Below are 25,072 nucleotides of genomic sequence, written 5' to 3'. Positions count from 1 at the left end.
TCACACCTTGTCTGCAAGAATAGAAATTGCATTTAACGCTGCAACTGTAACAGTACTGCCGCCCTTCCTTCCGATATTAGTAATAAACGGAACGTCGAGCTTCGCCAACTCTTCCTTAGACTCCGCTGCCGATACAAATCCCACAGGCATTCCAATAATTAATCCAGGCTTTGCTTCTCCTTCCTTGATTAAACGAATGAGTTCTAATAGTGCAGTCGGGGCATTACCAATTGCATAAATACCGCCATCAGCCTCTTTAATTGCTTTTCTCATGGAGATAATTGCACGTGTCGTGTTTAACCGTTTTGCTTCCTGCATGACATCCGGATCAGAAATGTAGACCTTAATTTCTCCGCCATGTTTCTCAATTCTTGTTTTATTTGCACCGCTTTGAATCATTTGTACATCTGCTACAACTTTTTTACCGCTTCGAATTGCTTGTATGCCTGCTTCAATCGCTTTTGGGTGAAATAACATGCTTTTCCCTAATTCAAAATCGGCGGAAGCATGAATAACACGCTGTACAACACGGTATTGTTCGGGTGTAAAGGGATGTTCCCCAATTTCCTCATCAATCATTTGAAAGCTTGTTTCCTCGATTTGCTCCGGCTGTACAGTAATAGGCTTAAACTCTGTTAAAAAATCCATCTATCTTCACTCCTTCTTCTATTCTCATAGACTAGCTCTTTGTAAAGCCTGTATAACATCTGAAAAATTGGAATACACTGTTCCGTAATCAATCACTGGACGTCCGATTAAAATAATATCGATCCCAAGCTCCTTTGCCGCCTCTACCTTTTCATCAACTGAACCGACGCGTCCGCTTTCCTTCGTGATCATAACGGTTACGCCGTATTGTCTGTAAAGTGCCTTATCAAACTCCTTTGTAAACGGTCCTTGAATAGCAACAATATTTTTTTGAGGGAGGCCAAGCCGCTCGCATTTTTCCATATTATCAACACGGGGAAGCATACGTGCAATCAGTCTCGTATCCGGCTCTTCTAGCAATCTCTTTGTAAAAATTTCAAGCGTTTTGCTGCCGGTTGTCAGCATAATAACACCTTTCTTCTCGGCAGCTGCTTCAGCTGCAGCCTCATAGCTATCTACAATCATCATGTTTTCGTATACAAATGTTTGAGAATCACGTTCGTAGCGAATATAGGGCACTCTGCAGCGCTTTGCGGCACTTATTGCATTTTTAGAGGCTTCTTCCGCAAATGGATGACTCGCATCTACAACAACAGAAAATCCATTTTCATGAATGAAGCTTGCCATTTCTTCATCGGTCAAACGTCCCGTACGTACATTCAATCCTGAGTTATGTAACTCCAAGGCTGCATTTTCGGTTACGACTGTCGCAAGAACATCGTAGCCAGTCTGCTGAATCTCTAAAGCAAGTGCACGGGCATCACTCGTTCCTGCTAGCAAAAATACCTTCATCGCACTCCCGCCTTTTCGTCCGTGTCATGATGGTGGTCATGATCATGGTCATGATGGTGGTGATCATGGTCGTGATGGTGGTGATCATGATGATGGTGATCATGGTCGTGATGATGGTGATGATGCATATGTTCCATTACACCAAGACGATATTGACATGTATCACAGTTCATTTTCACTTCATCCTGCAGCGCCTCTTGCGCACGATCTTTTAAAATCGTTTGTAATCTAGAATGGAAGCCAAAATATCCAGCTAATTGAAATTCAATGTCTGGGTATTGAAGACGGAATTGATCTGTCATCTCTTCTAACCGCTTAATTAACACACCTGTAAATAGAAAATAAGGTAGAATAATAATTTTCTTTGCACCAAGCTTGATACAACGTGCGACACCCTCATCTGTAAGAGGGCTTGTAACACCGATAAATGCCGGCTCTACTAATTTGTAGTTCGTTTTTTCCCATAGCAATCTAGCAATCTTATATAATTCACTGTTTGCATCTGGATCGCTGCCGCCTCTTCCAAGAAGTATAACAGCCGTATCTTCTGGCGGTTCTTCTATATGCTCGCCGATCTCCTGCAGCCTTGTTTTTAAGATTTCAAACGTTTCCTCATGAATTCCGATTGGTCTGCCATATGTAAATTGAATATCCGGATATTTTTTCTTTGCTGCATCAATTGCTGCTGGAATATGGATTTTCGAATGCCCAGCTGGAAGCAGCATAATTGGAATGAGGATCACATGCTCTGCGCCTTTCTCTACACATGTATCAATCCCTTGACTTATTGTCGGCCGCTCAAATTCTAAAAAGCATGTTTCAATTAATAACGAATTATCTAGGCTGGATTTCATATTTTCAATAAATTGCCTTACCTGTTTATTTCCTTCTGGATCCCTGCTGCCATGTCCAACAAATAAAACTGCTTGCATCTTATTTCCTCCTATAATAGAAAAGATTTCATTTCTGTTAATCCCCGCATGCAGCCGGCTCTACCTGCAGCTTTGGCGCAACGTCCTCATGTTGAAATCCTTGCAGATTTTTTTTACGCTTAAAAAATTTAAAGAAACGCTCATTTGGATATCCTGTCTCTTTATATTCATGAACAATATTTTCCACTATACTTACAAGCTGGTCTGTCGGAATCCCCTCCGCAACTGGTTGACCAGGATGCGCATTTCGTCCTATCGTTTTTCCTCCTAAAAATAGATCAAACGCACCTTTACGATACACAATGCCAATATCCTCCTGCACCGCTCCGTAACACGCCATCGCGCAGCCATTAAAACCAATTTTCAGCTCCTTTGGAAGTTCCATACCGCCTAAGCTCTCTTGCAGCGCTTCAGCGTACGGAATGGAATCCTTCTTCTCTCCGTCACAAAAATCACATGCTTTTACTGTCGCTACTTCGCCGACTGGAGAAAGCACCAACCCTCTAGCAGTAAGCTTTTCTATTAAAGACTGCGGATTATCGGTTGGAACCTGAAGCTTGACATAGTGATCAGGCGTATATGTAATGCTTCCTTCCTCCCCCGCAGCTTCGGCAATTGCAATCATTTGTGCTGGGGTAAATGTTTTGTTAGCAACACCCGGGCTAACTGCAACCTCAAAAATAGAGAGAACTGCTTGCGGTAGGAAAGAATTTCCTGCCATATTTTCTCCACCCGTAATGGCTAGGAGGGCCTGTTCAGCTATTTCTCTTGATGAGATAGCTTGCGTTGTTTGTTCCTGCCTTGCCGCAATCGTTTGTTCCAACGCCCACGGCTCCGCTTCCTTTTGTAAACGCTGATGCGGCTTTAAAGGCTGCTCTGTTTTTCCTAATGTATATTTCCGTTGATATCCGCGCGGTGTAATCATCAAACCTTCGTATAAAAACGTTGAAGAGTTTCCAATCACAACAGTTGTAAGCATCCCGATATCATGCTCCAGCATTTCCTTTAAATTTGTAATCGTAACCTCCTGACGATCACGATAGGCACTTTTTACTAATCCAACCGGAGTCTCCGGGGAACGATGCTGAAGTAAAATTCTTTGCGCTTCTACAATTTGTCTCGTTCTTCTTCCGCTTTTCGGATTATAGAGCGCAATCACAAAGTCTGCTGCAGCTGCAGCCTCAATTCGTTTTTCAATGATGCTCCATGGCGTTAAATGATCACTCAAGCTAATGGTACACGCATCATGCATTACAGGAGCTCCTAATAAGGAAGCGCAAGAATTGATAGCCGAAATCCCCGGCACCACTTCAACCTCGACACCTGTTTCTCTCTTCCACCCCTTTTCAATCAACACCTCATATACAAGGCCTGCCATTCCGTATACACCTGCATCACCGCTTGAGATAACGGCAACCTTTTTGCCCTGCTCAGCCAGCTTCACCGCTTCTTGTGCCCGGCTTACCTCCTCCGTCATACCAGTGCTGACAATTTGCTGCCCTGTTAATAATCCCTTAATCAGGTCTACGTATGTTTTGTAGCCAATAATAACATCACTTTCCTGTAATGCTTCTCTTGCCCGTTCTGTAATATGTTCAAAGCTTCCCGGACCAAAGCCAATTACAAGCAATTTTCCTTTCATCTTAAGCGCCTCCCTTCCAGCATTCTAGCAACATAAAAACCCCTAGCCCTAGACTATACATCCCTGTAATTGAGCCAAGTGCAAGAAAAAGAATTCTTCGAAGTCTAGCCTTCATAAACCCCCAAGACAGACAAAATGTGATACATATGGTGGAAACAAGCAGTCCAATCACAAAAAGAATGAGTTGCATCGTGGCAGCTAATGTGCTGTTCAGATCAACCGCATGTGAAATGAGAGCAATTTGCGTAGGGCTCTCTACTCCAATTCCATGAATAATCCCTATTAAGAAAGCACTCGCAATCCCAAAGGAAACAGGATGTACTCTCTTTTGTTGTTTGTCCCTTCCAAAAAGACTTGCTATATACTCATATACAATTTGTATGCGGCTTTTATGCTCATACTCTTTTTTTTGCCGGAAAATCGAATGCAAGATTACGATCCCTAAAATAAGAAGTGTTATCCCTACTCCCGCTTCCATCCACTGGCGGACAGCAGATGAGAAAGTTAAGCCGATAAAAATAGATAGTAATCCAATAACAAACACAATAAAACCATGTCCGAAAGCATACATAATTCCAAGAGAAAGTCGTCTTCTCTTTTCAGTTTCGCTGCCTACCATATCCGCAATTGCAGCCACATGATCTCCGTCCATTCCATGCCGAATTCCTATAAAAATCGCTAGCATAGCAAAAGTAATTGCTTCCATTTAGAACTTCTCCTTTACGGGCTTTGATACCCCAACAATACAATCTGTTTGCTCTGGTGCGACAAAACCAGCATCGCTATATTCGTATATGACCGCATCCTCTATAACCTGTCCTCCAGCTAAATGCTGCCGCACAATCTCCGTACCGAACTCCGGCGTAACAGCCTTATACCAGGTTCCTTCTGGATACACAATCATCACACAAGCATCCTTGCATCGTCCGTTACAGCGCGTTCTCGTTGTATGTACAACAGAATCTAAATCTAAATAGGCAATCTCATCGCGAACCGCCTTTGTAACCTCCTCTCCTCCCTTTCTCATACAACTGCTCCCGTTACAAATTAGTACATGATGCTTTGTTCCTCGTAGGTTCCAAGTTGTCATCCTAATCCCTCCTATTATCCTAATAAAATAAAATGCACCTCTATCGAATAGAGGTGCAGAATATACGCATAACAAAAATGCCGCGATATTGCACTTCCCCTATAAGCCCGTAGGTTTCGTGAAACAAATGAATATAGGTAGGTCTCCTGACTTCGGATCTTTGCTTTCTTGCGTCTTCCCGATCAGACTCAGTGACATATGTGCAAGAAAACTCCCCTATACAGTGGCGGGTACCGTGACGGATTTTAACCGTTCTTCCCTTTTAAGCACAACACGCGCTGTGCACCCAATTCAAATCATATGCAATTTTCTTCTTTCCAAAAATACAATTTAAGGAAAATGATCCTTAACGATAAGGAACAGAAATTAATCAAAATGCAAAAAATCCGCTCAGTGGAATTTGAGCGGATGAAATAGACATAAAAGGGCAAATAGATATGAATCCCTTTGTCATCATCGCTTCCCATTCTCCATCCCCGAAGAAATTGAAACTTTATAAGATTAAGACAGGTCTCCTGGCTTGTGTATCATTCTACTTTGAGCCCTTCCCATATAAGCTGCCTCTTACAAAAGCATTCTTATACAGTGGTCTGCTCATTTCGTTCACACTTACAGTTGCGGGGACAGCTCCGGATTCTCACCGAATTCCCTTTTAAGCTTTATAGCATCTTATCCTACTGATTGATAACATAATATGTAATTTTCTAACAATTAGAACCCTGAATATTTCTTATCATATGATAGATGAAATATATCAAGTTTTCAACAAATAATTAAAAAAATTTTCAAAATTACAGACTCTCAATCACTTCCCATCTAATATTTCTAAGAAATGTGCAAGAATTCTAGCAGTCAATCCCCAAATCACCCGATCCTCGTAATAATAAAAATACTCATCCAGGCCTCGCACCTGCCAGTTATAATTTTTACCTCCGACAATTGCATCAAAAGGAAACCCCTCTTCAGGCTCTATTTTAAAATAAAGCTTATAGATTTCGGGCTGCATATTCCGCAAATGGTGTAAAGGAACTGTAAAAACCTCTTCAACCTCTGAAGGATTAGGCTGTAGCTGTTCCGTATTCTCAAGGAATCCTACATATGGATAAATGATTGTCCCAAAAGGAGAAACCATATAATCTAAAGGGAATAAATTAGTGATACATTCCAAATTTATTCCAAGCTCCTCTGACGTTTCGCGTATTGCCGTATATTCCGCATCCCGATCAGTTCGATCCATTTTTCCTCCTGGAAAACAAATTTCCCCAGGCTGCCTTCGTAATTGGAGAGACCGAACCTCAAATAGAACGTGAATTTCATTTCCTTTCTTAATGAGCGGCAAGAGAACCGCAAACTTTGAAAAATCTTCATTCCCTAAGACATCTGGAACACGATTTTGCAGCTTTTTTACTACTCTTTCTACTTCCATCATCTCACCCCGTATTCTGTTTGATCTCTCTGTGTTATGATTCTCTCTCCCTCTCTTCACTTCCTTGATAAAAGAAAGAATAGACTAAAAACCTAAATAAAATAAAAAGCCAAGCTGTAATGAAGACATAGCTTAGCTTTTTTATTAAATATTAATCAGGTAACGTATATAGCAGGCGCTCGCCGCTTTTCATCTTCATTCCGCATAACGGACAATCAGGATTGTCACCAAATGAAAAATTTTTTCTCATCCACCCTATACAATCGTCTGATTCACATTCCCACACTGCAACAGGTACTTGCTCCCGCTCCTGTTGAAAAACCTCTTTCTTTTTACCCCAATTCATAGTTTGCTGCCTCCTTTAAAAGATGAAATAGACTATTGCTTAGTCCTGCGGGAAGCAGGGACAAAAAAGGCTGCTAACGTTACCTGTTAACAGCCTTTTTAGATGTCAATTATAGCTTTACAACATTTTTCGCTTGAGGTCCACGATCGCCTTGTTCGATTTCGAAGCTTACTTCTTGACCCTCTTCAAGCGTTTTAAAGCCTTCGCCTTGAATAGCAGAGAAATGCACAAATACATCGTTTCCGTCCGGGACTTCAATAAATCCGAAACCCTTCTCGCTATTAAACCATTTTACTTTACCTGTTGCTTGCATTATATTGTTCCTCCTTGACAGATAAATATAATATGCTGTTCTTATTTTTCCCATAAAAAAATAAAGAATTCACACATTATAAAACATCATAGGTAATTCATATCATCCTCTGACGCTTGATAATATGTGAATTGGGGTGGGATCACTTATACGCATGCATTTACATTATATACCAAATCAAACGCATACGCAATACAAACTAACACACGCCTTACATAGTAAGAAAGCCCTTTCGCAGCATGTGAAAGGGCTTTCTTACAGTAATAATGATACTAGAAAAACACAGAAGCAATCATTCAAATTACTCCATACGCAAAATAAAATGGAGCCTAGCGGGATCGAACCGCTGACCTCCTGCGTGCAAAGCAGGCGCTCTCCCAGCTGAGCTAAGGCCCCTTGATATAAAAAATGTTTAAAACCTAACTCTTTAGTCCAAGACAAAGAAATTTCATCATTTAAGCTTGTATGGAAAAAAGCGGAAGACGGGATTCGAACCCGCGACCCCAACCTTGGCAAGGTTGTATTCTACCACTGAACTACTTCCGCATATTAGATGCGGTCGGCGAGACTCGAACTCGCACGGGCTATGCCCGCCACCCCCTCAAGATGGTGCGTCTACCTATTCCGCCACGACCGCATATCGTACCTTCTAAACAACTTACTATTCCATATTCTAATCGAAGGTTTCATTCTCGACACTTATATATTCTATCTAAAATATCATTAAACGTCAATATAGCTTTGTTAAAAATGTTTTTATATTTTTCAGGTAAAACGAAGAGTAAATCTCCTCGTTTTACCTCATATTCATATGATGATTGGACTGGTCATTTTGTTCGTTCTTTAATTTCTCCTGTTCACCCTTTTGCAGTTGATCATCATTTTGTCTTGTAGAACGAACATTCTTGTTTTCAAATGTATCGTTTGGAACCTGCGGCATCACGCGCCCAACAATCGCTGCCAACTCCTCCATTACTCCTGTTGGTTTTCCTCTTTTAAGCTGTCTTCCCATTTCTCTCAATCGTTCATATGTATCAGGATCTGCTACAACAACTGCATTTACTCCATTCGGATCATGCTTCAAGCTTTCCGCTACTGAATACTTAATCGTTTCTACCCTTGAACGATCTAAATTTGCATCTACATCAATACCTACAACTGCATACGGACCGATAACAACAGCTGTTGCATCCTTAACGCTCGGGATACTTTCAGCTAAGCCTGTTAAATGCTCAGCTGCCTTTTCACTTGAGCGATATTTCCCGTTATGTGTTGCCGTATTTTGTACAGAAACTTGAGTTCTTTCCTTGTAATCACTAGCATGGTGATCAGCTTTTGCACAGCTTGTCAAAAAGAAAAGAAACACAAATAGATAGACAATGCTTCTCATGCTCTTCATCTCCTTCTCACTCATACACTGGCTCCACATTTTGCAATTTCTTTACCTTTTCCTCTGTGCCGCTTTGTGCATTGATAAAGATTTGATACGTGTCTTTGCCATATACACCTAAAAATTCGTAGCATAGCACTTCTTTCTTAGCATCGCTCACAATGATCGCCTGCCGTTCCTCCATCACCTTTACATTTTTGCTAATGTGCTTTCTTGCCTCTTCTACAGATATAGCAGGTTTTGGAATACTGCGTTTCTTATATGATGATAAATAGTCTTTTGCTGAAAAACCAACAACTCCGCCATTATCAAGAGCAACCTTCATTTGAATGGACTCTGGATAAATTCTGACTCCGTTTACATTTGTAACATATGTAAACATACCGATCGAGTCATACTGCGCGCTGTCATATAGCTCCATGTTCTCAAATTTATGTTCCTTTAAAAATCGAAGACCTTTTGCTGCAGCATCATTTAGGCTTATTTTTTGCTCTCGAATCTCCCGATTGTTCATAATCCAAATTGGATATCCCCCTTTTTTGGTAATATCCATATATATCACGCTATTTGTCTCTGGCTGCTGAATGGAGACGCTGTAGAAACGATTATTCGCCCCTTTCCCGCTTTGCTCGACAGAAATTTGTTCCGTTCCCTTAAGCCCAAGAAAGCTCCTGGCAATTTTCTTTGCCTCCTCCTTCGAAATCGCTCCGCCCTCTAAACGAAAAAATCCTTTTTTCTCGTTTTCCATACTTGTAGCCGTTGGACTGAAGTCTGTTTCGGCGTAAGACTCTACATTTTTTTCTACCGTTTTCAAACCATCAATAATGGTGTTGTCTAGAGGCTTCTTATCCGCAGCAAGAGCAAGCTCTACATCCATCCATCGTAAATTATTCTTTAATACGAGGCGCTGTACGCTTCGCAGCTCATTTTGAATATCTCCCGCTTGTTTATACAACTGCTCAAGCAATGCATATTCTTTCTCGCTAAGCGGTTCTTTCTCCAGATCACGAATAGCTGTTTGATAACTAAATTCACCAATTTGAGATAAAAAATCCTCGGTTTTGTTAAATGGCAGCAATGTAAGCGGTAGTTGCCCAACATCATTATGGGCATTTGAAGTAAGGCGCCATACTTCCGCAAGAGCCGGAGAAAGTGACGTACGCGAGTTCATAGCGAGAGTAGCACCGATTTTGTCATGCAACAAATCCACTTCATATGTCAAATCATTAAAAGCACGCTGGTAGTTATTCTCCGCACGAATCAGTACAGCATTCTTTTCTTGATGTTCCCGATATCCCCAATAAGCAGTACTAACAGCACCGATTGATAAAATCATAATAAGTAATGCTCTAAACATCTTTTATCCCCTCCAGTCTATCGGCAAAAAATATGCTTGCCAATTTTTTTAATCTGAGGACGGCTCCAAATCCACTTACTTGTTGCAGTAGCTGGATTAAAATAATATAACGCTCCATCGGTCGGATCCCATCCATTAATCGCATCCAACACCGCTTTTTTTGCTGTTTCGTTCGGTGTCAGCCAAATTTGTCCATCAGCAACAGCCGTAAAGGCAAGCGGTTCAAAAATGACACCATAGACTGTATTTGGAAAAGATGGACTGCTCACTCGATTCAAAATTACTGCAGCTACTGCAACCTGCCCGATATACGGTTCACCGCGTGACTCTCCATATACTGCGTTAGCGATCCATTGAATATCATTTTGTGAAAATCCACTTGGAACATTAGATGCAGTCGCCTTAGCGGGTTGATTATTGGAATTTGAGGATTGTTTTGCAGTATTTTTCGTTTGCCCCCCATTACTCTTCACTTGCTGCTCAAACGGCTTTCCGCCATAGTGTGTAAATTCATTTCCTTTTCGTATTTGTTCTTTTACGAATTGCTCATTATACTTAGATGCTTTTGTAAGCTTTTGCTTCGTTGTTTCTCCTGCTATACCATCAACAGGCAACCCAAACTTCGATTGGAAATTGCGAACAGCCCAATATGTATTCCAGCCAAAAGCACCGTCAATCTTACCGCTATAAAATCCGATATATTGCAGACGTGCCTGCAATTCAATCACATCATCTCCAACAGCCCCCCTTTGAATCACTTGACCTGAGAAAGCCTTTGCTTCCTTTTCATGAACGCTGCTTACTAAAACAAAAGCAAGAAGGAACAAACAAATAAGCTGCGGCTTGAAGAAAGCTTTAGCGAACATATAGAAACCCCCCTAGGTAAATCGATGTTTATAACTATTTTCTTGTAAAGGATGCTATTTTATGTAAAAAATGAAGGAAAATCCACAACATGGAGTATTTTCTTACAGATATTACGGTAAATGAAATTAAAAAATCTAAGAAACAAACAGATAGTTGCTATCTGTTTGTTTCTTTAAAGGTAACATGTAGAACTTTTTCCGTTCGAACCTCAAATTCTATATCAATAAACACACCATATTCATGCCCGTTCTCTCTTAACCATAATTTAAACTTTTCTATCGCTACACCAGGTTCTTTCGTTTCCCGGCCAATATGAAGATAATCAATAATATCTGCCTTGGGGTATCGCTCTTTCGTTTTTTGCATAGCCAAAAGGCCCCATTTTGCATAAGACGGAACTTCTTGATTTTCATATAAATCTGCAGCTTCGTATCGAATAGGTAAAGTAAAAGCAACAGTGAAGCAGAGGAAACAACAAATGAATATCCGTATCACAAGACCCTCCTCCCTCCTCTAAAAAAAGAGCCTGTTGCTTGTTTGGCAAAAGGCCCCCTACACCGCAGCTACACGATTAATTCAACCGTATCTCCAGATTTTAAACCAGCAGCATTCGCTTCGTCCGTATCAATATGCATATCAAGAGCATATGTATCCTTCACTCGAATCAATACCTGATTAAAAATAAGTCCTCTTTCTCCTAAAACCTTCACGCTCACGTATTGTCCATCTCTCACACCAAAAGCTGCTGCATCATCAGTCGTCATATGAATATGGCGCTCTGCTATAATGACGCCGTTTTCAATATTGATTTCTCCCTTTGGACCAATAATGGTAATGCCTGGTGTTCCTTCAATATTACCTGATGAACGGATTGGGGCCTTCACCCCAAGAGCAAACGAATCCGTCTTTGAGATTTCAACCTGTGTTAGGCTGCGAATCGGACCTAGAATACGGACATGCTGAATTTCCGATTTCTGTGTACGAATCGTGACCGTTTCTTCTGCTGCGAATTCTCCAGGCTGCGATAATTCCTTTAAAACCTTTAATTCATAGCCTTCTCCAAACAATTGCTCTACGTGCTCTTTTTTCAAGTGAATATGACGATTTGACACGCCTATCGGAATTTGCTTCATATATCTGCCTCCTGCTATTTTGTTATACATAGATAGTTTCCCCATTTTCCAAAAACCATGACAAAGAAACAAGCCATTTTTGCTGGACGAGCATTATATAAGTAATGAGGAAAAAAGGAGGAAATTCTATTGGACGTATCTATTCCAAGACCGACAGATTTGGTGCTTCTTACTTTTGAAAGAAACCCTTTAGATCCAAGCTCAGGATTTACAATCACAGATGCCCGCGTGATCGGGAGTGCACAGCCTTGTTTCGGGGTGATTAGACCAGGCGGCTCGCTTCGCGAAGCGGTTAGCTGTCTGAAGAAATATGGCTTTGAAGTCGAATGCAAAGGAAGCTCTACTAGCGTGAGCGGATTTATCCTGCTTCAACGTTTCGACTCCTCTAATGATTAACGAAGGAAATATACGATACATTCAAGATCAAGGAGCCTTTGGGTTCCTTTTTTGCGTGAAAAGAACTTAATACAAAGCAGTCTGTATCCTATTACTTTTTCAATCATTCTCAGCTCTAAAAAAGAAGGCTCTTTTCTAAACAATTATTGTTATAGAAATAAAAAAATGTGTTTCGATACAAGCAAGAGGTTATTCGCTTCTTGCAACCGACCTCTCATTCTGACTTCCTCTCTCTCCACAGTACTGTATACGTACTGCTGGGCAAGAGGAAAAAGCAACAATATCTGCGAAAACAGCCAAAAAGAAACACTCCTATGATATAGAAGTGTTTCAATATCCACGTATTATTTATATGCCCAACGCTGTATGCCATCCTCATGCCTTTTTGCATCCTGATAGCCTAGTTCATACAAATCGACCAGCCTTTTCTCATTTCGCTCAATTCGACTAACAGGTAAGGTGACACTCGGCTGAATAAGGTAGCAGTTCCCTGTCGTCCGCTCAGAATCAAGAAGCGATAGCGTTTTATTATACAACGCATACTGTTCGCTTAGCAGCAAAGCAATCTTTGGATATTTTCGGTACATCATCCGTACAAGGGAAGACAGCTTACTAGGCGGCTTATAATAACCAGACGGTCTGGTCATAATAACAATATTTCTATGAAATCCATCCTGCTTCGCTTTTTGAAGCGGAATCGGATCTACGATCGCCCCGTCAAGTAATCGTCTGCCATCATATTCAACAGGAGGGGCAATAAAGGGAATTGAGCTAGAAGCCCGAATAATGGTAAGCATATCAGCGCCATGCTCCTGTTTATTATAATATACTGCTTCTCCAGTCTCACAATCGGTCGTCCCTACGATGAACTGTTCACTCTCATTTAAAAATGTCTCAAAGTCAAACGGAATGATTTTATTTGGAATTTCGTCAAATAAAAAATCCATGCCAAACAGCTGCCGCTTCAGAAGTAAATTGCGTAGCGACAAGTAACGAGGATCCTTTACAAGTCCTGTATTGACTTTCTTATTCCTGCCCTGTTGTCTGGACAAATAGGAGGCTGCCATACAAGCACCTGCGGAAACGCCAATTACATACGGAAAAAAGAGATTTCGCTCCATAAAATATTCTAATACTCCCGCAGTATATAGCCCTCTCATTCCTCCGCCTTCTAAAACTAATCCGATGTCTTTCATGATAAACCCTCTTTATGTGTGATTCTTTTTTAGTGTACAGGAAGAAAAGAACGAAGACTAGTATTTTGAAGGATAAATAAAAAAGCTAACCGTCTTGTATATAGAGACGGTTAGCTTTTTCTTATCTATGTTTCTGATACTATGGTAAATTAGAAGCTCCCATTAAATAACGGTCTACTTCACGTGCAGCTTCGCGGCCTTCATGAATTGCCCAAACGATTAAGCTTTGGCCTCTTCTTGCGTCTCCAGCAGCAAATACACCCTCAACAGATGTCGTATATTTACCATAAGCTGCTTTTACTTTGCTTCCATTTTTCTCAACTTGGAATTGGTCAAGTACCTTTTGCTCTGTTCCTTCAAAACCGATTGCAATAAATACTAATTGTGCCGGCCAAACCTTTTCAGTTCCAGGAATTTGGTTGAATACAACGTTTCCGTTCTCATCCTTTGTTTTTTCCATTTGGATTGTGTGAAGCTCCTTCACGCGACCTTGCTCGTCACCAACGATTTTTGTTGTTTGAATGCAATATACGCGAGGGTCAGATCCGAACTTTGCTTCTGCTTCTTCATATGCATATTCCACAGTAAATGTTAACGGATATTCTGGCCATGGATTATCGTAAGCACGATCCTCTGGAAGCTCTGGGTGCTTACCAAATTGTACTACGCTGCGGCAATTTTGTCTAAGTGCTGTCGCAACACAGTCAGCTCCTGTGTCACCGCCACCTATTACGATAACGTCTTTTCCTTCTGCATCAATGAACTGTCCATCTGCAAAGTTGGAGTCAAGCAAGCTTTTTGTAGCAAGCGTTAAGTAATCCATCGCAAAATGGATTCCTTCAAGCTCACGTCCCTCCATTACAAGGTCACGCTGCTTTTGCGCTCCTGTACAAAGGATAACGGAATCAAAATCTGCTTTCAATTGCTCAGCTGTAATATCTTTTCCGATTTCTGTATTTGTAACAAATTGAATACCTTCTTCTGCAAGCAGTTTCACACGGCGTTCAACAACTTCTTTTTCCAATTTCATGCTTGGAATTCCATACATCAACAAGCCGCCAATTCGATCTGCGCGCTCAAATACTGTAACAGAATGACCTGCTTGATTCAATTGGTCAGCAGCCGCAAGACCAGCTGGACCTGAACCAACGATCGCTACCTTTTTCCCTGTGCGGCTTTTTGGAATACGCGGCGTCATCCAGCCTTCTTCAAATCCTTTATCGATAATCGCTCGCTCAATGTTTTTAATTCCTACTGCTGGATCTGCGATTGATACTGTACATGATCCTTCACAAGGTGCAGGACATACACGTCCTGTAAACTCAGGGAAGTTATTTGTTTTCAGCAAGCGATCCAATGCTTCTTGCCAGCGACCGCGATACACAAGATCATTCCACTCTGGAATAAGGTTGTGTACCGGGCATCCGGACGTTAATCCACGAATCTCCGTACCCATTTGGCAGAAAGGAGTCCCGCAGTCCATGCAGCGGGCTCCTTGTATTTTTAATGATTCGTCAGATAATCTGACAGAAAATTCTTTCCAGTCTTGAATACGGGCAAGAGGATCACGTTCTTGTGCTTCTTCCCGTGCATATTCTATAAATCCGGTTGCTTTTCCCATGACCGATCCTCCTTACACCAAAACCGTTTTCTTTGTTTGCTCTGCAGTTTTCGTTTGACCGGTGATAACTTCAAACGCTGCTTGTGCCGCTTCTTCTTCACTCATTCCTGTAGCTTTTAGCTCTTCGATTGTTTCAATTACACGTTTGTAATCGCTCGGAATAACCTTCACGAAGGAAGCCACCGCTTCGTTCCAATTCGCCAATACGTATGCAGCCTTAGAACTTGCTGTATATTCATAATGATTTACAATTAAATCTTTTAATTCTTTTACGTCCGCTTCGCTTACTACGTCCTCAAGAAGTACCATTTCTTTGTTGCAAGAAGCAGCAAATGCTTCTTTATCCTCTGTTAACACGTAAGCAATACCGCCAGACATACCTGCCGCAAAGTTTTTACCTACAGAACCGAGGATTACAACACGTCCGCCTGTCATATATTCACAGCCGTGGTCGCCGACACCTTCAACAACAACGTTCACGCCGCTGTTACGAACTGCGAAACGTTCCCCTGCTTTTCCGTTAATATAAGCTTCTCCGGATGTAGCACCATAAAACGCTACGTTTCCTGCAATAACATTATCTTCAGCAGCAAAGCTTGCCCCTGCATGTGGGCGAACGATAATTTTACCGCCAGATAAACCTTTTCCTACATAGTCATTTGCATCGCCTTCTAAATGAAGCGTAATTCCCTTCGGAACGAATGCACCAAAGCTTTGGCCTGCAGAGCCTGTAAAGTTCAATGTAATCGTATCTTCCGGTAATCCTTCTTCACCGTAGCGCTTCGTTACTTCGCTGCCAAGAATTGTTCCAGCAACACGGTTTGTATTGCCAATGGAGACAGAAATCTCAACAGGTTCCTTCTCGTTCAATGCTTTTTCAGCTAACGGAAGAATTTGAAGCATGTCGAGCGATTGCTCTAACTTATGCTGCTGCGGGCGCTTGAATGTGCGTGACGCACCTTCTGCAACTTCCGGTTGGTAAAGCATTGGAGATAAGTCTAAGTGTTTCGCTTTCCAGTGGGAAGCAGCACGCTCGCTTACTGTTAACACGTCTGTTCTTCCTACCATTTCATCAAGTGTTCTGAATCCAAGCTCAGCCATTAGCTCACGTACCTCTTGTGCAACAAACATCATATAGTTTACTACATCATCAGGGTTTCCTGTGAACTTCTTACGAAGCTCTGGGTTTTGCGTCGCTACACCGACTGGACATGTATCCTTATGACATACACGCATCATAACGCATCCTAATACAACGAGAGGAGCCGTTGCAAAGCCGAACTCTTCCGCTCCAAGAAGCGCTGCAAGTACTACATCACGACCTGTCATTAATTTTCCGTCTGTTTCCAAAATTACACGATCACGTAATTCGTTGATCAATAATGTTTGATGTGTTTCTGCTAATCCAAGCTCCCATGGCATACCTGCATGCTTAACACTTGTACGTGGAGAAGCACCTGTTCCGCCTTCATAACCGCTGATTACAATAACATCAGCTACACCTTTTGCTACGCCGGCAGCAATCGTTCCAACTCCTGCTTTGGATACAAGCTTTACGCTAATGCGTGCTGCAGGGTTTGCATTTTTCGCATCGTGAATCAACTGCGCCAAGTCTTCAATTGAGTAAATATCATGATGAGGTGGAGGTGAAATTAAGCCTACACCTGGTGTTGCACCGCGAACGTCAGCAATCCAAGGATATACCTTTTGACCTGGAAGCTGTCCGCCTTCACCCGGTTTTGCACCTTGCGCCATTTTCAACTGAATTTCGTCTGCATTTACTAAATAGTGGCTTGTTACACCAAAACGACCGGAAGCAATTTGCTTGATTGCACTGCGGCGGAAGTCACCATTTGCATCAGGAACATAACGGGCTGGATTTTCTCCACCTTCTCCGCTGTTGCTGCGCGCACCAAGTCTGTTCATCGCGATTGCAAGAGCTTCATGAGACTCTTCGCTTAGAGCACCGTATGACATTGCTCCTGTTTTAAAGCGGCGTACAATTGACTCAGCAGATTCAACCTCTTCTAATGGAATCGCTTGTCGCCCTTCTTTGAATGTGAACAAGTTACGTAAGAACGCCATTTGTTCTTCGTTAGCTAATTCAGAATATTTCTTGAATAACTCGTAATCACCCGTACGACAGGCCTTTTGCAGTGTATGAATCGTTCCTGGGTTGAAAGCATGGTGCTCTCCATTTTTACGCCATTGGAAGTCGCTTCCTGCTTCTAATGTTTTTTCTTCATAAACAGACTCTTGGAACGCTTTTTCATGACGCATAAACGTCTCTTTCTCAATTACATCTAGGTCAATACCATCAATTTGAGAAGCCGTTCCTTTGAAGTATTTATTAATTACAGATTTCCCGATACCAATTGCTTCAAAGATTTGTGCGCCGCGATAGCTTTGTACAGTAGAAATACCCATTTTGGACATTACTTTTACAACGCCTTCTGTCGCAGCAACAAGGAAGCTCTTCTCTGCTTGTTCTTGGCTAACGGAAAGAACCTCATCTTGAATTAAATGCTTGATTGTTTCAAATACTAGGTATGGATAAATTGCATCCACGCCGTAACCAAGCAGCATCGCAAAATGGTGAACTTCTCTTGCTTCACCTGTTTCAACAATTAAACTTACCTTTGTACGTGTACCTTTATCCACTAAATAATGATGTAATCCGCTTACCGCAAGAAGTGATGGAATTGCTGCATTCTCTTTGTCTACACCACGGTCAGATAACACAAGTAAGCTTGCACCAGATTCAATTGCTTCGTCTGCTGCAGCAAACAGGTTTTGCATCGCCTGTTCTAAGTTGCTTTGGAACAGAATAGATAGTATAGCCGATTGGAATTCTGGATATGGATTATTGCAAATACGTTCGAAATCTCCTTCAGATAAAATCGGGCTTTCTAAACGAATGCGTCTTGCTACCTTCTCATCTGGATGCAATAAGTTACCTTCTGCTCCTAAGAACGTTAAAGATGATGTCACTGCATGCTCACGAATCGCATCAATTGGCGGATTCGTAACTTGCGCAAAGGATTGCTTAAAGTAATTGAACAATAATTGTGATTGATTGGACAATACAGCAAGCGGTGCATCATTACCCATGGAAATAATAGGGTCTTTTCCTTCTTGCACCATAGGTACGATATTTTTCATTACTTCTTCATACGTATAGCCAAACGCCTTTTGAAGGCTTAATAAGTTTAAGTCAGACGCCTCTTCCTTTGGTACTGCAGGCAATTGCTCAACCTTTACCATTTGTTCTTCTACCCATCTGCGGTAAGGTTTTTCTGTTGCCATTTGCATCTTAATTTCTTCATCAGAAATGATGCGGCCTTCTTCTAAGTCAACCAACAACATCTTACCTGGGCTTAAACGATCTTTGTATGCTACGTTCTCTGGTTCTACGTCAATAACGCCTACTTCAGAGGACAAGATGATATAATCGTCCTTCGTTACGTAGTAACGTGCCGGGCGAAGTCCATTCCGGTCAAGAATCGCACCGATTTGTTTTCCATCTGTAAAGGAAATCGCAGTAGGACCATCCCATGGCTCCATTAAACTGCTGTGGTACTCATAAAAGCCTTTTTTATCTTCGTTCATTTGCTCATCATGAATCCAAGGCTCTGGAATCATCATCATCGCCGCTTGCACAGGCGTTCTGCCCGCTAACACGAAGAACTCGAAGCTGTTATCCAACATAGAGGAGTCGCTTCCGTTTGTGTCGATTACAGGTACTACCTTGCTCAGCTCTTCACCAAATGCTTCAGAAACAAATTGCTTTTCTCTCGCCTTCATCCAGTTTACATTTCCGCGAAGCGTATTGATTTCACCGTTATGGATTAAATAGCGGTTTGGATGCGCACGCTCCCAGCTTGGGAATGTGTTTGTACTAAAACGGGAGTGCACTAGTGAAAATGCAGATTCAAAGCGCTCATCCTGCAGGTCTAAATAAAAAGCTCGAAGCTGTTCTGGTGTTAAAAGTCCTTTATACACGATTGTGCGACTTGAAAAGCTCGGAATATAAAGACCGATTTCCTCGTTGTTCGCAATATTTTCAAGTTGTTTACGAATAATGTATAGCTTACGTTCAAATGCTGCTGTATCAACTAAGTCATCACTCGCGCCAATGATTACTTGTTGGATGTATGGCTGGCTTTCTCTCCCTGCTTTACCGATTGCATTCGGGTTAACAGGAACCGTTCTCCATCCAAGCAAAGTTTGGCCTTCTGCTGTAATGATTTCTTGTAATGTATTTTGGTAAAATTGACGTGCTGTTTCGTCCTGCGGGAAGAAAATCATCCCTACGCCGTAGCGTCCTGGCTCAGGCAGGGCAATCGTCTCAGCACATACCGCTTTTAAGTATTCATGAGGAATTTGCAGCATAATACCAGCGCCGTCTCCTGTTTCCGGGTCGCTGCCTTGTCCGCCACGATGCTCCATTTGACAAAGCATGTGCAGTCCTTTTTCAACAATTTCATGTGAAGCTTTACCTTTTATATGAGCATACATACCGATTCCGCAAGCATCATGCTCGAAATCCGGATGATATAATCCTTGTGGTTGAAAGTTTCTCTCCATTCCGATGTCCCCCTTCTCTACCGCTCTAGTCTCTGTCTATTGCATTCAATAGGTACATTGTAAGTTCCATTATCGATATAAACAATATATAATTAAGATAATATTCATCTCATTTTGATATGAAAGGGGAAACAACATTGGAATTGCGGCAATTAAAATATTTTGTAGAAGTTGCAAAACGAGAGCATATGTCTGAAGCAGCCGATTCGTTACACGTTGCACAATCCGCTGTGAGTCGACAAATTTCCAATTTAGAGGAAGAGCTCGGAATTCGATTACTCAAGAGAGAGGGGCGAAATATTAAACTTACACCTGTTGGTAAATTATTTGCGGAGCACGCAGTGATCGCTTTAAAAGCCATCGACAATGCCAAGCAGCAAATTGACGAGTACTTAGATCCGGAGCGAGGCACAATCCGCGTAGGATTCCCCTCCAGTCTAGCCAGCCACATACTTCCCGGGGTCATTTCGGCATTTAAAAAGGCGTATCCGAATGTCAGCTTTCACCTGCGGCAAGGCTCGAACCATTTCCTTATGAATGCTATCAAGCAAAGCGACATTGATTTAGCATTTATTGGCCCGGTACCGACACGCGATCCTGATTTACGGGTAGACGTTCTTTTCAAGGAGAAAATTGTTGCCCTGCTCCCCGATACACACCCTTTAGCATCGCAGACCCATATTTCCCTTCGACTGCTTGCAAATGATTCCTTTATCTTTTTCCCCAAGGGATTCATCCTCCGTAAGCTGGCAGTAGACGCTTGTTTGCGGGCTGGATTCCATCCATCTGTTCCATTTGAGGGAGAAGACCTGGATGCAATTAAAGGTTTAGTTTCTGCGGGAATTGGTGTTACATTACTTCCTGAGGTTACGCTCTATGAGACGCTCCCCAAAAATACGGTAAGAATACAAATTCACGATCCAGAGGTCACGCGGAAGGTAGGTTTAATTTCCCCGCAGCACCGAGAACTTGCCCCGTCTGAAAAATTGTTTTACGACTTTGTTAAAGACTATTTTGAGAAGCTTACTCAGTATCAGTTTTTGGATTAGCCTAAAAGACCAATGCTTAAGATCTTTAATATTTATTATAAAACAAACTGAACCCCTTGTTTTAGTCAAAACGTAGCAATAGACACCGGACAGAATGCCTGGTGTTCTATTGCTACCTTTTTATGCTTCCCATGGCTTTGTTGTTTTCATAAAAGCAGCCAATTCCTTACTATGCTTTTTTCGTTCCTTCCGCATTTTTGTACGCTCCGGGGCTGTTCGATGTAAATACATCTCTTCTTCTGTTTCTGGTAAAACCGACGGAATCGTTACGGGCCTTCCTTGTTCATCTAATGCAACAAAGGTTAAAAATGCAGTAGCTGCAATCTTCCTTTCCCCTGTCAGCAGATTCTCTGCTGTCACCTTGACGAACACCTCCATAGACGTTCTTCCTGTATACGTGACGTATGATTCTAAGCATACTGAATCGGACTGCGTAATCGGGTGTAAAAAATCAACGGAATCTGTTGAGGCTGTCACAGTTGATTTTCGGGCATGGCGAGAGGCTGAAATTGAAGCTATATCATCAATCCAACTCATTAATTTACCTCCAAACAACGTTTGATGGTTGTTTGTATCATTTGGGAATACACGACTTGTTTTAACTGCTCTGCTCTCTTTACATGTGATTGGTTCCATTTCTCCACCTCTTTGTTATGTAGCTTTCCGTTTACATATCGCTTATCTGTACCGCGGCAGCTTTATGTCCAAACAGCTTAATAAAACTATCCTATAATGCTTGCCATCATACAGCAATCCTACATTATACTCAAGTTTTTTCGCCTTCTTCATACATCATTTTTACAGTCCTAAAGATAAGACTCTCTAAAACATAGGACATTCCATATAAGAAAAAGTCGTTTTTATCTAAGTTATTCCGCTTTCCTCTCTTTTTCTTACCTTGTTTGCTATGTAAACTAATGATGGATTGCAGGTCGGTTTTGTAAAAGGATTTGTCCTGCGGAAAGAGGGGAAGCGAAATGAAACTACAATCGCATATGAAAAAGCTACTCATCATGTCGGGGTGTGCGATGATTATTTTTTCCTATATTGGTATATTTGTTAACTTATACATTTGGGAAAAAAACCATGAAATTTTTGATGTAGCCTGGTATAACCTATGGCTATTTCTTGCTTTTTTTGCAGCCTATGCATTGGCAACAAAACAGCTAATACTGCGCTCTATTCGTTTCATTATTCGTATTAGCGCATGTTCAGGAGCCATTTCGTTCTTGCTTCTTTCACTGCTTCATCTTGACAATGAACGGATTTCCATTATGTTGTATGCGTTGCCAATGGGAATTACTATGGGTATGTACTGGGGCGGCATGAATATTACACTATCTATATTTGGGAAAGGAAAAGAATTTGAAACCTTTTACTCCATGATTGCTGTAATCGGTCAAATAATCTCCATTACAGTACCGCTCTTATCGGCACTCGTCATTCATTTTGTCGGTTATATAGGTTCCTTCTTATTGATGCTTGTCTTTGTAATATTAAAGTTCATTATAACCTTTTATATACCTGACTTTTCGCTCCAGAGAACAGACGAGCACTTGTCCTTTAAAGAAATGATTTCATGGAAGCTAATCCGCACACGGAACTTAAGGACTTCATTGACAGCAAGCTTTTTTCACGGTGTATTGATGACCTTTCAAGGAATGTTTGTGTTGCTGTATACGTTTCAAGTAACTGAGAATAAATGGCTCATTGCTTTATTAAATATTGTGTATACACTTTCCTCCGTGTTGGCTCTAAAATGGTTTCAGCAAAAGCAAGGAGTTTCCTACAAAAACTGGATATTAATTGGAGTCACACTCACGTCCATTGGCTTTGGCTGCGCATTGCTAGGGCAACCTATTTGGCTTATTTTATCAAATATATGTACAACATTTGGTCTATTTTATGTAAATACGGTTATATTTTCGCAGCAATTGGCAGCCCTGGAAAATGAGAGCATCCCAATAAAAGCAAGCTTTTTGCTTTGGCGTGAATGGGCATTCAGCCTATCACGTTACGTTATCTTTAGTCTTGCTTTATTCATTGATGGAAAAGGGGTATTCTTTTATAGTATCCTGCTATTTGTTATCATTTGCAGCTTTGTTATTCCCTTTATCTTTCCAGAAAGAACCGAGCGGGTTGTCTTATCGAATTCAAAGTCCTCATAGAGAAAAGCAGATACAGAGCCAAAAAGTTATACTTTCGTACCAAAAAGGGTGTTTCAACTTTTGAAACACCCTTTCTCGCCTTAAAAACAATGTAAAACAAAACAGAAGCAGCATCTGCATGACTGGATGCTTGCGTTACTTCGTCCAGGAAATTTCTAAAACCTTTTTTCCAAGCACATGGTCTAAAGGAACATAGCCAATATGCCGGCTATCACGGCTATTATTCCGGTTATCTCCCATCACGAAAACACAGCCTTCTGGCACTACCCATTTTTCGTTAACCCCAGCGTACATAGCTTCTTTAATATACGGTTCATCTAACGCTTGTCCATTTCGATATAGCTTGTTTTGCCTGATCTCAATTTCATCGCCCGGCTTGCCTATTACACGTTTCACATAAAGAGAATGACCCTCTTCTCCTGCAGCTAAAAACTGCAGCAATGGATTTTCCAGAAAATCATCCTTAAATGTACGCTCTCTGCCTACGCGACTATCGATAATCACAATGTCACCGTACTCAGGCTCGCGCGAAAAAGTGTGCGGCAGCTTGGAGACGATAATTCGCTCCTGATCTGCCAAGGTAGGATCCATAGAGTGGCCCTCTACCTTATAGGGTTGAACGACAAAAACACTTACCGCTATAGCCAGCACCAAAGCGACCGCAAAAGAGCTGATCCAGCTCCACATCTCTCGTATCACATTCTTCTTCAACTCTCTATCCATCCTCGCTCTTTTATGGTATGTAAAAAGATTATCATGGTAAAAGCCGCCGTGACAACCTTTATATGGGGCATATACATAAAATGAGAAAAATTTTAGAAATACAAAGCAGACATACTCCATTTAGAATATGCCTGTGAGTTGCAGCACAAGTATTAATCCCCCGAGTCCCCACACATAATACGCAAATATTTTTAAAGAATGATGCTTTAAATACGAAATCATCCACGAAACTGCGATATAACCGAAAAAGGCTGCAGAGAGTGCGCCAACAGCGAGAGAGGTGCTTGAAATTGTCTCAGCCTTTCCTTGGAACACATCAACAGATTGCAGCACAATTCCTCCAACAATCGCTGGTGTTGACAAAAGGAAGGAAAAATAAGCAGCCGTTTCCCGATCAAGCTTTCTCCAAAGAGCCGCTGCAATTGTCATACCCGAACGAGAAATTGCTGGAAAAATTGCAAATGCTTGAAAAGAGCCAATAAACAAAGCATCCTGATATGTAAGATCTTCCATTTTCTTTTTTCCATTTTTCCCTCTTTCCGCTAGGTATAAAAAAAAGCCGGTCGCTACAAACTCCCATCCGATTGTAATGCCTGTTTTGGAAATTTCCTCAAAGAAATCCTTAAACAACAAACCAATGACTACTGCCGGAATTGTCCCCACTATTAATAAATAGGTAAGCTTACTGAAAGGATTTTGTAATATCTTGATAAATTCGTGCTTGTAGTAAACAAAAACGGCTATTAATGTCCCAATATGAAGCATTGTATCTAAAAATAGGCCAGCTTCATCCAATCCAAACAGATGGCGCCCTAAATATAAATGCCCTGTGCTGCTAATGGGTAAAAATTCCGTTAACCCTTGAATAATTCCAAGTAAAAATGCTTCCAGCCAGCTCATATCGTACCCTCTTCCTCTACAATTTGGTTCCTTTGCTTGTACAGTATATGCAGCTTGCGTATACTGCATGTTCAACATTTTATAACCAGCAAAGGAAATACAGCCTCTGCTTCTAAACAAAAAAACCCTGCTAATGCAAGGGTTTATTCATAAAAGTCGATATGCAGTTAGTGAAAGGCCTGTTGAATAGATTCTTCCACACCTTGTTCAATCTCTTCATATTGATCGAGCGCGGCCTTAAATAATTCCTTTGTTGTAATGTGTTCCACTTCTTCGCCGTCTATATAAGAATACAGTACGTACAGCTCGTTATTGTCAGCTTTGCTACTGATAGCATTTGCATCGACGTCCTTACCGACTTCCCAAATCCTTTTTTTATAGCCATGACAAAGATGAAGTGTGTGCACAATAACGGTGTTAGACATTTTGCTGCCAAACCACCTATCCCAAAGTCCCAATTAAGAATCCCCCTCTTATTTCTTACTCCTATCTTATT

The 25,072-nt window shown here is 41.4% G+C and carries 24 protein-coding genes, 3 tRNA genes and 2 riboswitches; of the genes, 3 read left to right on the top strand and 24 right to left on the bottom strand.

Going from position 1 to position 25,072, the window contains the following annotated elements; genetic code table 11:
- From AC6HZ4_RS12940 to pduL, 17 genes are all read right to left on the bottom strand, one after another.
- Positions 1–648, bottom strand: coding sequence for a precorrin-8X methylmutase (locus tag AC6HZ4_RS12940; RefSeq protein ID WP_497495431.1), 648 nt, complete (start codon positions 646–648; stop codon positions 1–3).
- Between the two features lie 24 nt (positions 649–672).
- The gene (gene cobK / locus AC6HZ4_RS12935) at positions 673–1,440 is read right to left on the bottom strand and encodes a precorrin-6A reductase (RefSeq protein ID WP_497495430.1); all 768 of its coding nucleotides are present in this window, start codon (positions 1,438–1,440) and stop codon (positions 673–675) included.
- Complete coding sequence (locus AC6HZ4_RS12930; RefSeq protein WP_497495429.1) at positions 1,437–2,372, bottom strand: sirohydrochlorin chelatase; 936 nt, start codon at positions 2,370–2,372, stop codon at positions 1,437–1,439. Before AC6HZ4_RS12930 ends, cobK begins: the two co-directional genes overlap by 4 nt.
- A 37-nt stretch (positions 2,373–2,409) precedes the next feature.
- Complete coding sequence (cobJ, locus tag AC6HZ4_RS12925; RefSeq protein ID WP_497495428.1) at positions 2,410–4,014, bottom strand: precorrin-3B C(17)-methyltransferase; 1,605 nt, start codon at positions 4,012–4,014, stop codon at positions 2,410–2,412.
- A gap of 1 nt (position 4,015) precedes the next feature.
- Entirely contained in the window at positions 4,016–4,720 is a 705-nt protein-coding gene (locus AC6HZ4_RS12920) for a HoxN/HupN/NixA family nickel/cobalt transporter (RefSeq protein WP_497495427.1), read from the bottom strand.
- On the bottom strand, positions 4,721–5,104 hold the full coding sequence (locus AC6HZ4_RS12915; protein WP_497495426.1) for a (2Fe-2S) ferredoxin domain-containing protein: 384 nt from the start codon (positions 5,102–5,104) through the stop codon (positions 4,721–4,723).
- A 119-nt stretch (positions 5,105–5,223) separates the two neighbouring features.
- Positions 5,224–5,409, bottom strand: a riboswitch (cobalamin riboswitch).
- Positions 5,410–5,592: 183 nt separating this feature from the next.
- Positions 5,593–5,791, bottom strand: a riboswitch (cobalamin riboswitch).
- Between the two features lie 118 nt (positions 5,792–5,909).
- Positions 5,910–6,530: an NUDIX hydrolase gene (locus AC6HZ4_RS12910; protein WP_497495704.1), complete on the bottom strand. Its 621-nt coding sequence runs from the start codon at positions 6,528–6,530 to the stop codon at positions 5,910–5,912.
- 151 nt (positions 6,531–6,681) lie between these two features.
- Positions 6,682–6,876, bottom strand: coding sequence for a cold-inducible protein YdjO-related protein (locus tag AC6HZ4_RS12905; protein WP_497495425.1), 195 nt, complete (start codon positions 6,874–6,876; stop codon positions 6,682–6,684).
- A gap of 109 nt (positions 6,877–6,985) precedes the next feature.
- Positions 6,986–7,189 carry a cold-shock protein gene (locus AC6HZ4_RS12900; protein WP_497495424.1) on the bottom strand — a complete coding sequence of 68 codons (204 nt, stop codon included), beginning with the start codon at positions 7,187–7,189 and terminating at the stop codon, positions 6,986–6,988.
- A 323-nt stretch (positions 7,190–7,512) separates the two neighbouring features.
- Positions 7,513–7,585, bottom strand: a tRNA-Ala gene (locus AC6HZ4_RS12895).
- A 78-nt stretch (positions 7,586–7,663) separates the two neighbouring features.
- Positions 7,664–7,735: transfer RNA gene (locus tag AC6HZ4_RS12890), tRNA-Gly, on the bottom strand.
- Between the two features lie 8 nt (positions 7,736–7,743).
- Positions 7,744–7,826: transfer RNA gene (locus AC6HZ4_RS12885), tRNA-Leu, on the bottom strand.
- Positions 7,827–7,985: 159 nt separating this feature from the next.
- A complete protein-coding gene (locus AC6HZ4_RS12880) occupies positions 7,986–8,579 on the bottom strand; it encodes a YhcN/YlaJ family sporulation lipoprotein (protein WP_497495423.1) in 594 nt (197 codons plus the stop codon).
- Between the two features lie 16 nt (positions 8,580–8,595).
- Complete coding sequence (gene ypeB / locus AC6HZ4_RS12875) at positions 8,596–9,936, bottom strand: germination protein YpeB (protein WP_497495422.1); 1,341 nt, start codon at positions 9,934–9,936, stop codon at positions 8,596–8,598.
- 17 nt (positions 9,937–9,953) lie between these two features.
- Positions 9,954–10,802, bottom strand: coding sequence for a spore cortex-lytic enzyme (gene sleB / locus AC6HZ4_RS12870; protein ID WP_497495421.1), 849 nt, complete (start codon positions 10,800–10,802; stop codon positions 9,954–9,956).
- A gap of 157 nt (positions 10,803–10,959) precedes the next feature.
- Complete coding sequence (locus AC6HZ4_RS12865) at positions 10,960–11,241, bottom strand: DUF3889 domain-containing protein (RefSeq protein ID WP_497495703.1); 282 nt, start codon at positions 11,239–11,241, stop codon at positions 10,960–10,962.
- A 125-nt stretch (positions 11,242–11,366) separates the two neighbouring features.
- Positions 11,367–11,936 (bottom strand): phosphate propanoyltransferase, encoded by a 570-nt coding sequence (pduL, locus tag AC6HZ4_RS12860; protein ID WP_497495420.1) that lies wholly within the window; start codon positions 11,934–11,936, stop codon positions 11,367–11,369.
- Between the two features lie 129 nt (positions 11,937–12,065).
- Between pduL and AC6HZ4_RS12855 the strand changes: the two genes are divergently transcribed.
- Positions 12,066–12,332, top strand: a complete 267-nt coding sequence (locus AC6HZ4_RS12855; protein WP_497495419.1) for a hypothetical protein — start codon at positions 12,066–12,068, stop codon at positions 12,330–12,332.
- A gap of 344 nt (positions 12,333–12,676) precedes the next feature.
- Here AC6HZ4_RS12855 and AC6HZ4_RS12850 read toward each other — a convergent pair whose 3' ends face one another.
- From AC6HZ4_RS12850 to gltB, 3 genes are all read right to left on the bottom strand, one after another.
- Positions 12,677–13,528, bottom strand: a complete 852-nt coding sequence (locus AC6HZ4_RS12850; RefSeq protein WP_497495418.1) for a patatin-like phospholipase family protein — start codon at positions 13,526–13,528, stop codon at positions 12,677–12,679.
- Between the two features lie 139 nt (positions 13,529–13,667).
- Positions 13,668–15,149 carry a glutamate synthase small subunit gene (gene gltD, locus AC6HZ4_RS12845; protein ID WP_497495417.1) on the bottom strand — a complete coding sequence of 494 codons (1,482 nt, stop codon included), beginning with the start codon at positions 15,147–15,149 and terminating at the stop codon, positions 13,668–13,670.
- 12 nt (positions 15,150–15,161) lie between these two features.
- Positions 15,162–19,736: a glutamate synthase large subunit gene (gltB, locus tag AC6HZ4_RS12840; protein ID WP_497495416.1), complete on the bottom strand. Its 4,575-nt coding sequence runs from the start codon at positions 19,734–19,736 to the stop codon at positions 15,162–15,164.
- Between the two features lie 137 nt (positions 19,737–19,873).
- On the opposite strand from gltB, the gene gltC reads away from it, so the two are divergent.
- Positions 19,874–20,785: a glutamate biosynthesis transcriptional regulator GltC gene (gene gltC, locus AC6HZ4_RS12835; RefSeq protein ID WP_497495415.1), complete on the top strand. Its 912-nt coding sequence runs from the start codon at positions 19,874–19,876 to the stop codon at positions 20,783–20,785.
- 120 nt (positions 20,786–20,905) lie between these two features.
- Here gltC and AC6HZ4_RS12830 read toward each other — a convergent pair whose 3' ends face one another.
- The gene (locus AC6HZ4_RS12830; RefSeq protein ID WP_497495414.1) at positions 20,906–21,421 is read right to left on the bottom strand and encodes an acyl-CoA thioesterase; all 516 of its coding nucleotides are present in this window, start codon (positions 21,419–21,421) and stop codon (positions 20,906–20,908) included.
- 341 nt (positions 21,422–21,762) lie between these two features.
- Between AC6HZ4_RS12830 and AC6HZ4_RS12825 the strand changes: the two genes are divergently transcribed.
- Positions 21,763–22,953, top strand: coding sequence for an MFS transporter (locus AC6HZ4_RS12825; RefSeq protein ID WP_497495413.1), 1,191 nt, complete (start codon positions 21,763–21,765; stop codon positions 22,951–22,953).
- 135 nt (positions 22,954–23,088) lie between these two features.
- On the opposite strand, the gene lepB is transcribed toward AC6HZ4_RS12825, so the two are convergent.
- The 3 genes from lepB to AC6HZ4_RS12810 form a co-directional block, all read right to left on the bottom strand.
- A complete protein-coding gene (lepB, locus tag AC6HZ4_RS12820) occupies positions 23,089–23,640 on the bottom strand; it encodes a signal peptidase I (RefSeq protein ID WP_497495702.1) in 552 nt (183 codons plus the stop codon).
- A 156-nt stretch (positions 23,641–23,796) separates the two neighbouring features.
- Entirely contained in the window at positions 23,797–24,576 is a 780-nt protein-coding gene (locus tag AC6HZ4_RS12815) for an undecaprenyl-diphosphate phosphatase (RefSeq protein ID WP_497495701.1), read from the bottom strand.
- A 167-nt stretch (positions 24,577–24,743) separates the two neighbouring features.
- Positions 24,744–25,034: a hypothetical protein gene (locus AC6HZ4_RS12810; RefSeq protein ID WP_497495412.1), complete on the bottom strand. Its 291-nt coding sequence runs from the start codon at positions 25,032–25,034 to the stop codon at positions 24,744–24,746.
- Positions 25,035–25,072 lie beyond the last annotated feature (38 nt).

Source organism: Ectobacillus sp. OTK (assembly GCF_059698935.1).
The sequence above is the reverse complement of the archived record's forward strand: the minus strand, read 5'-3'. Positions and strand labels throughout refer to the sequence as shown.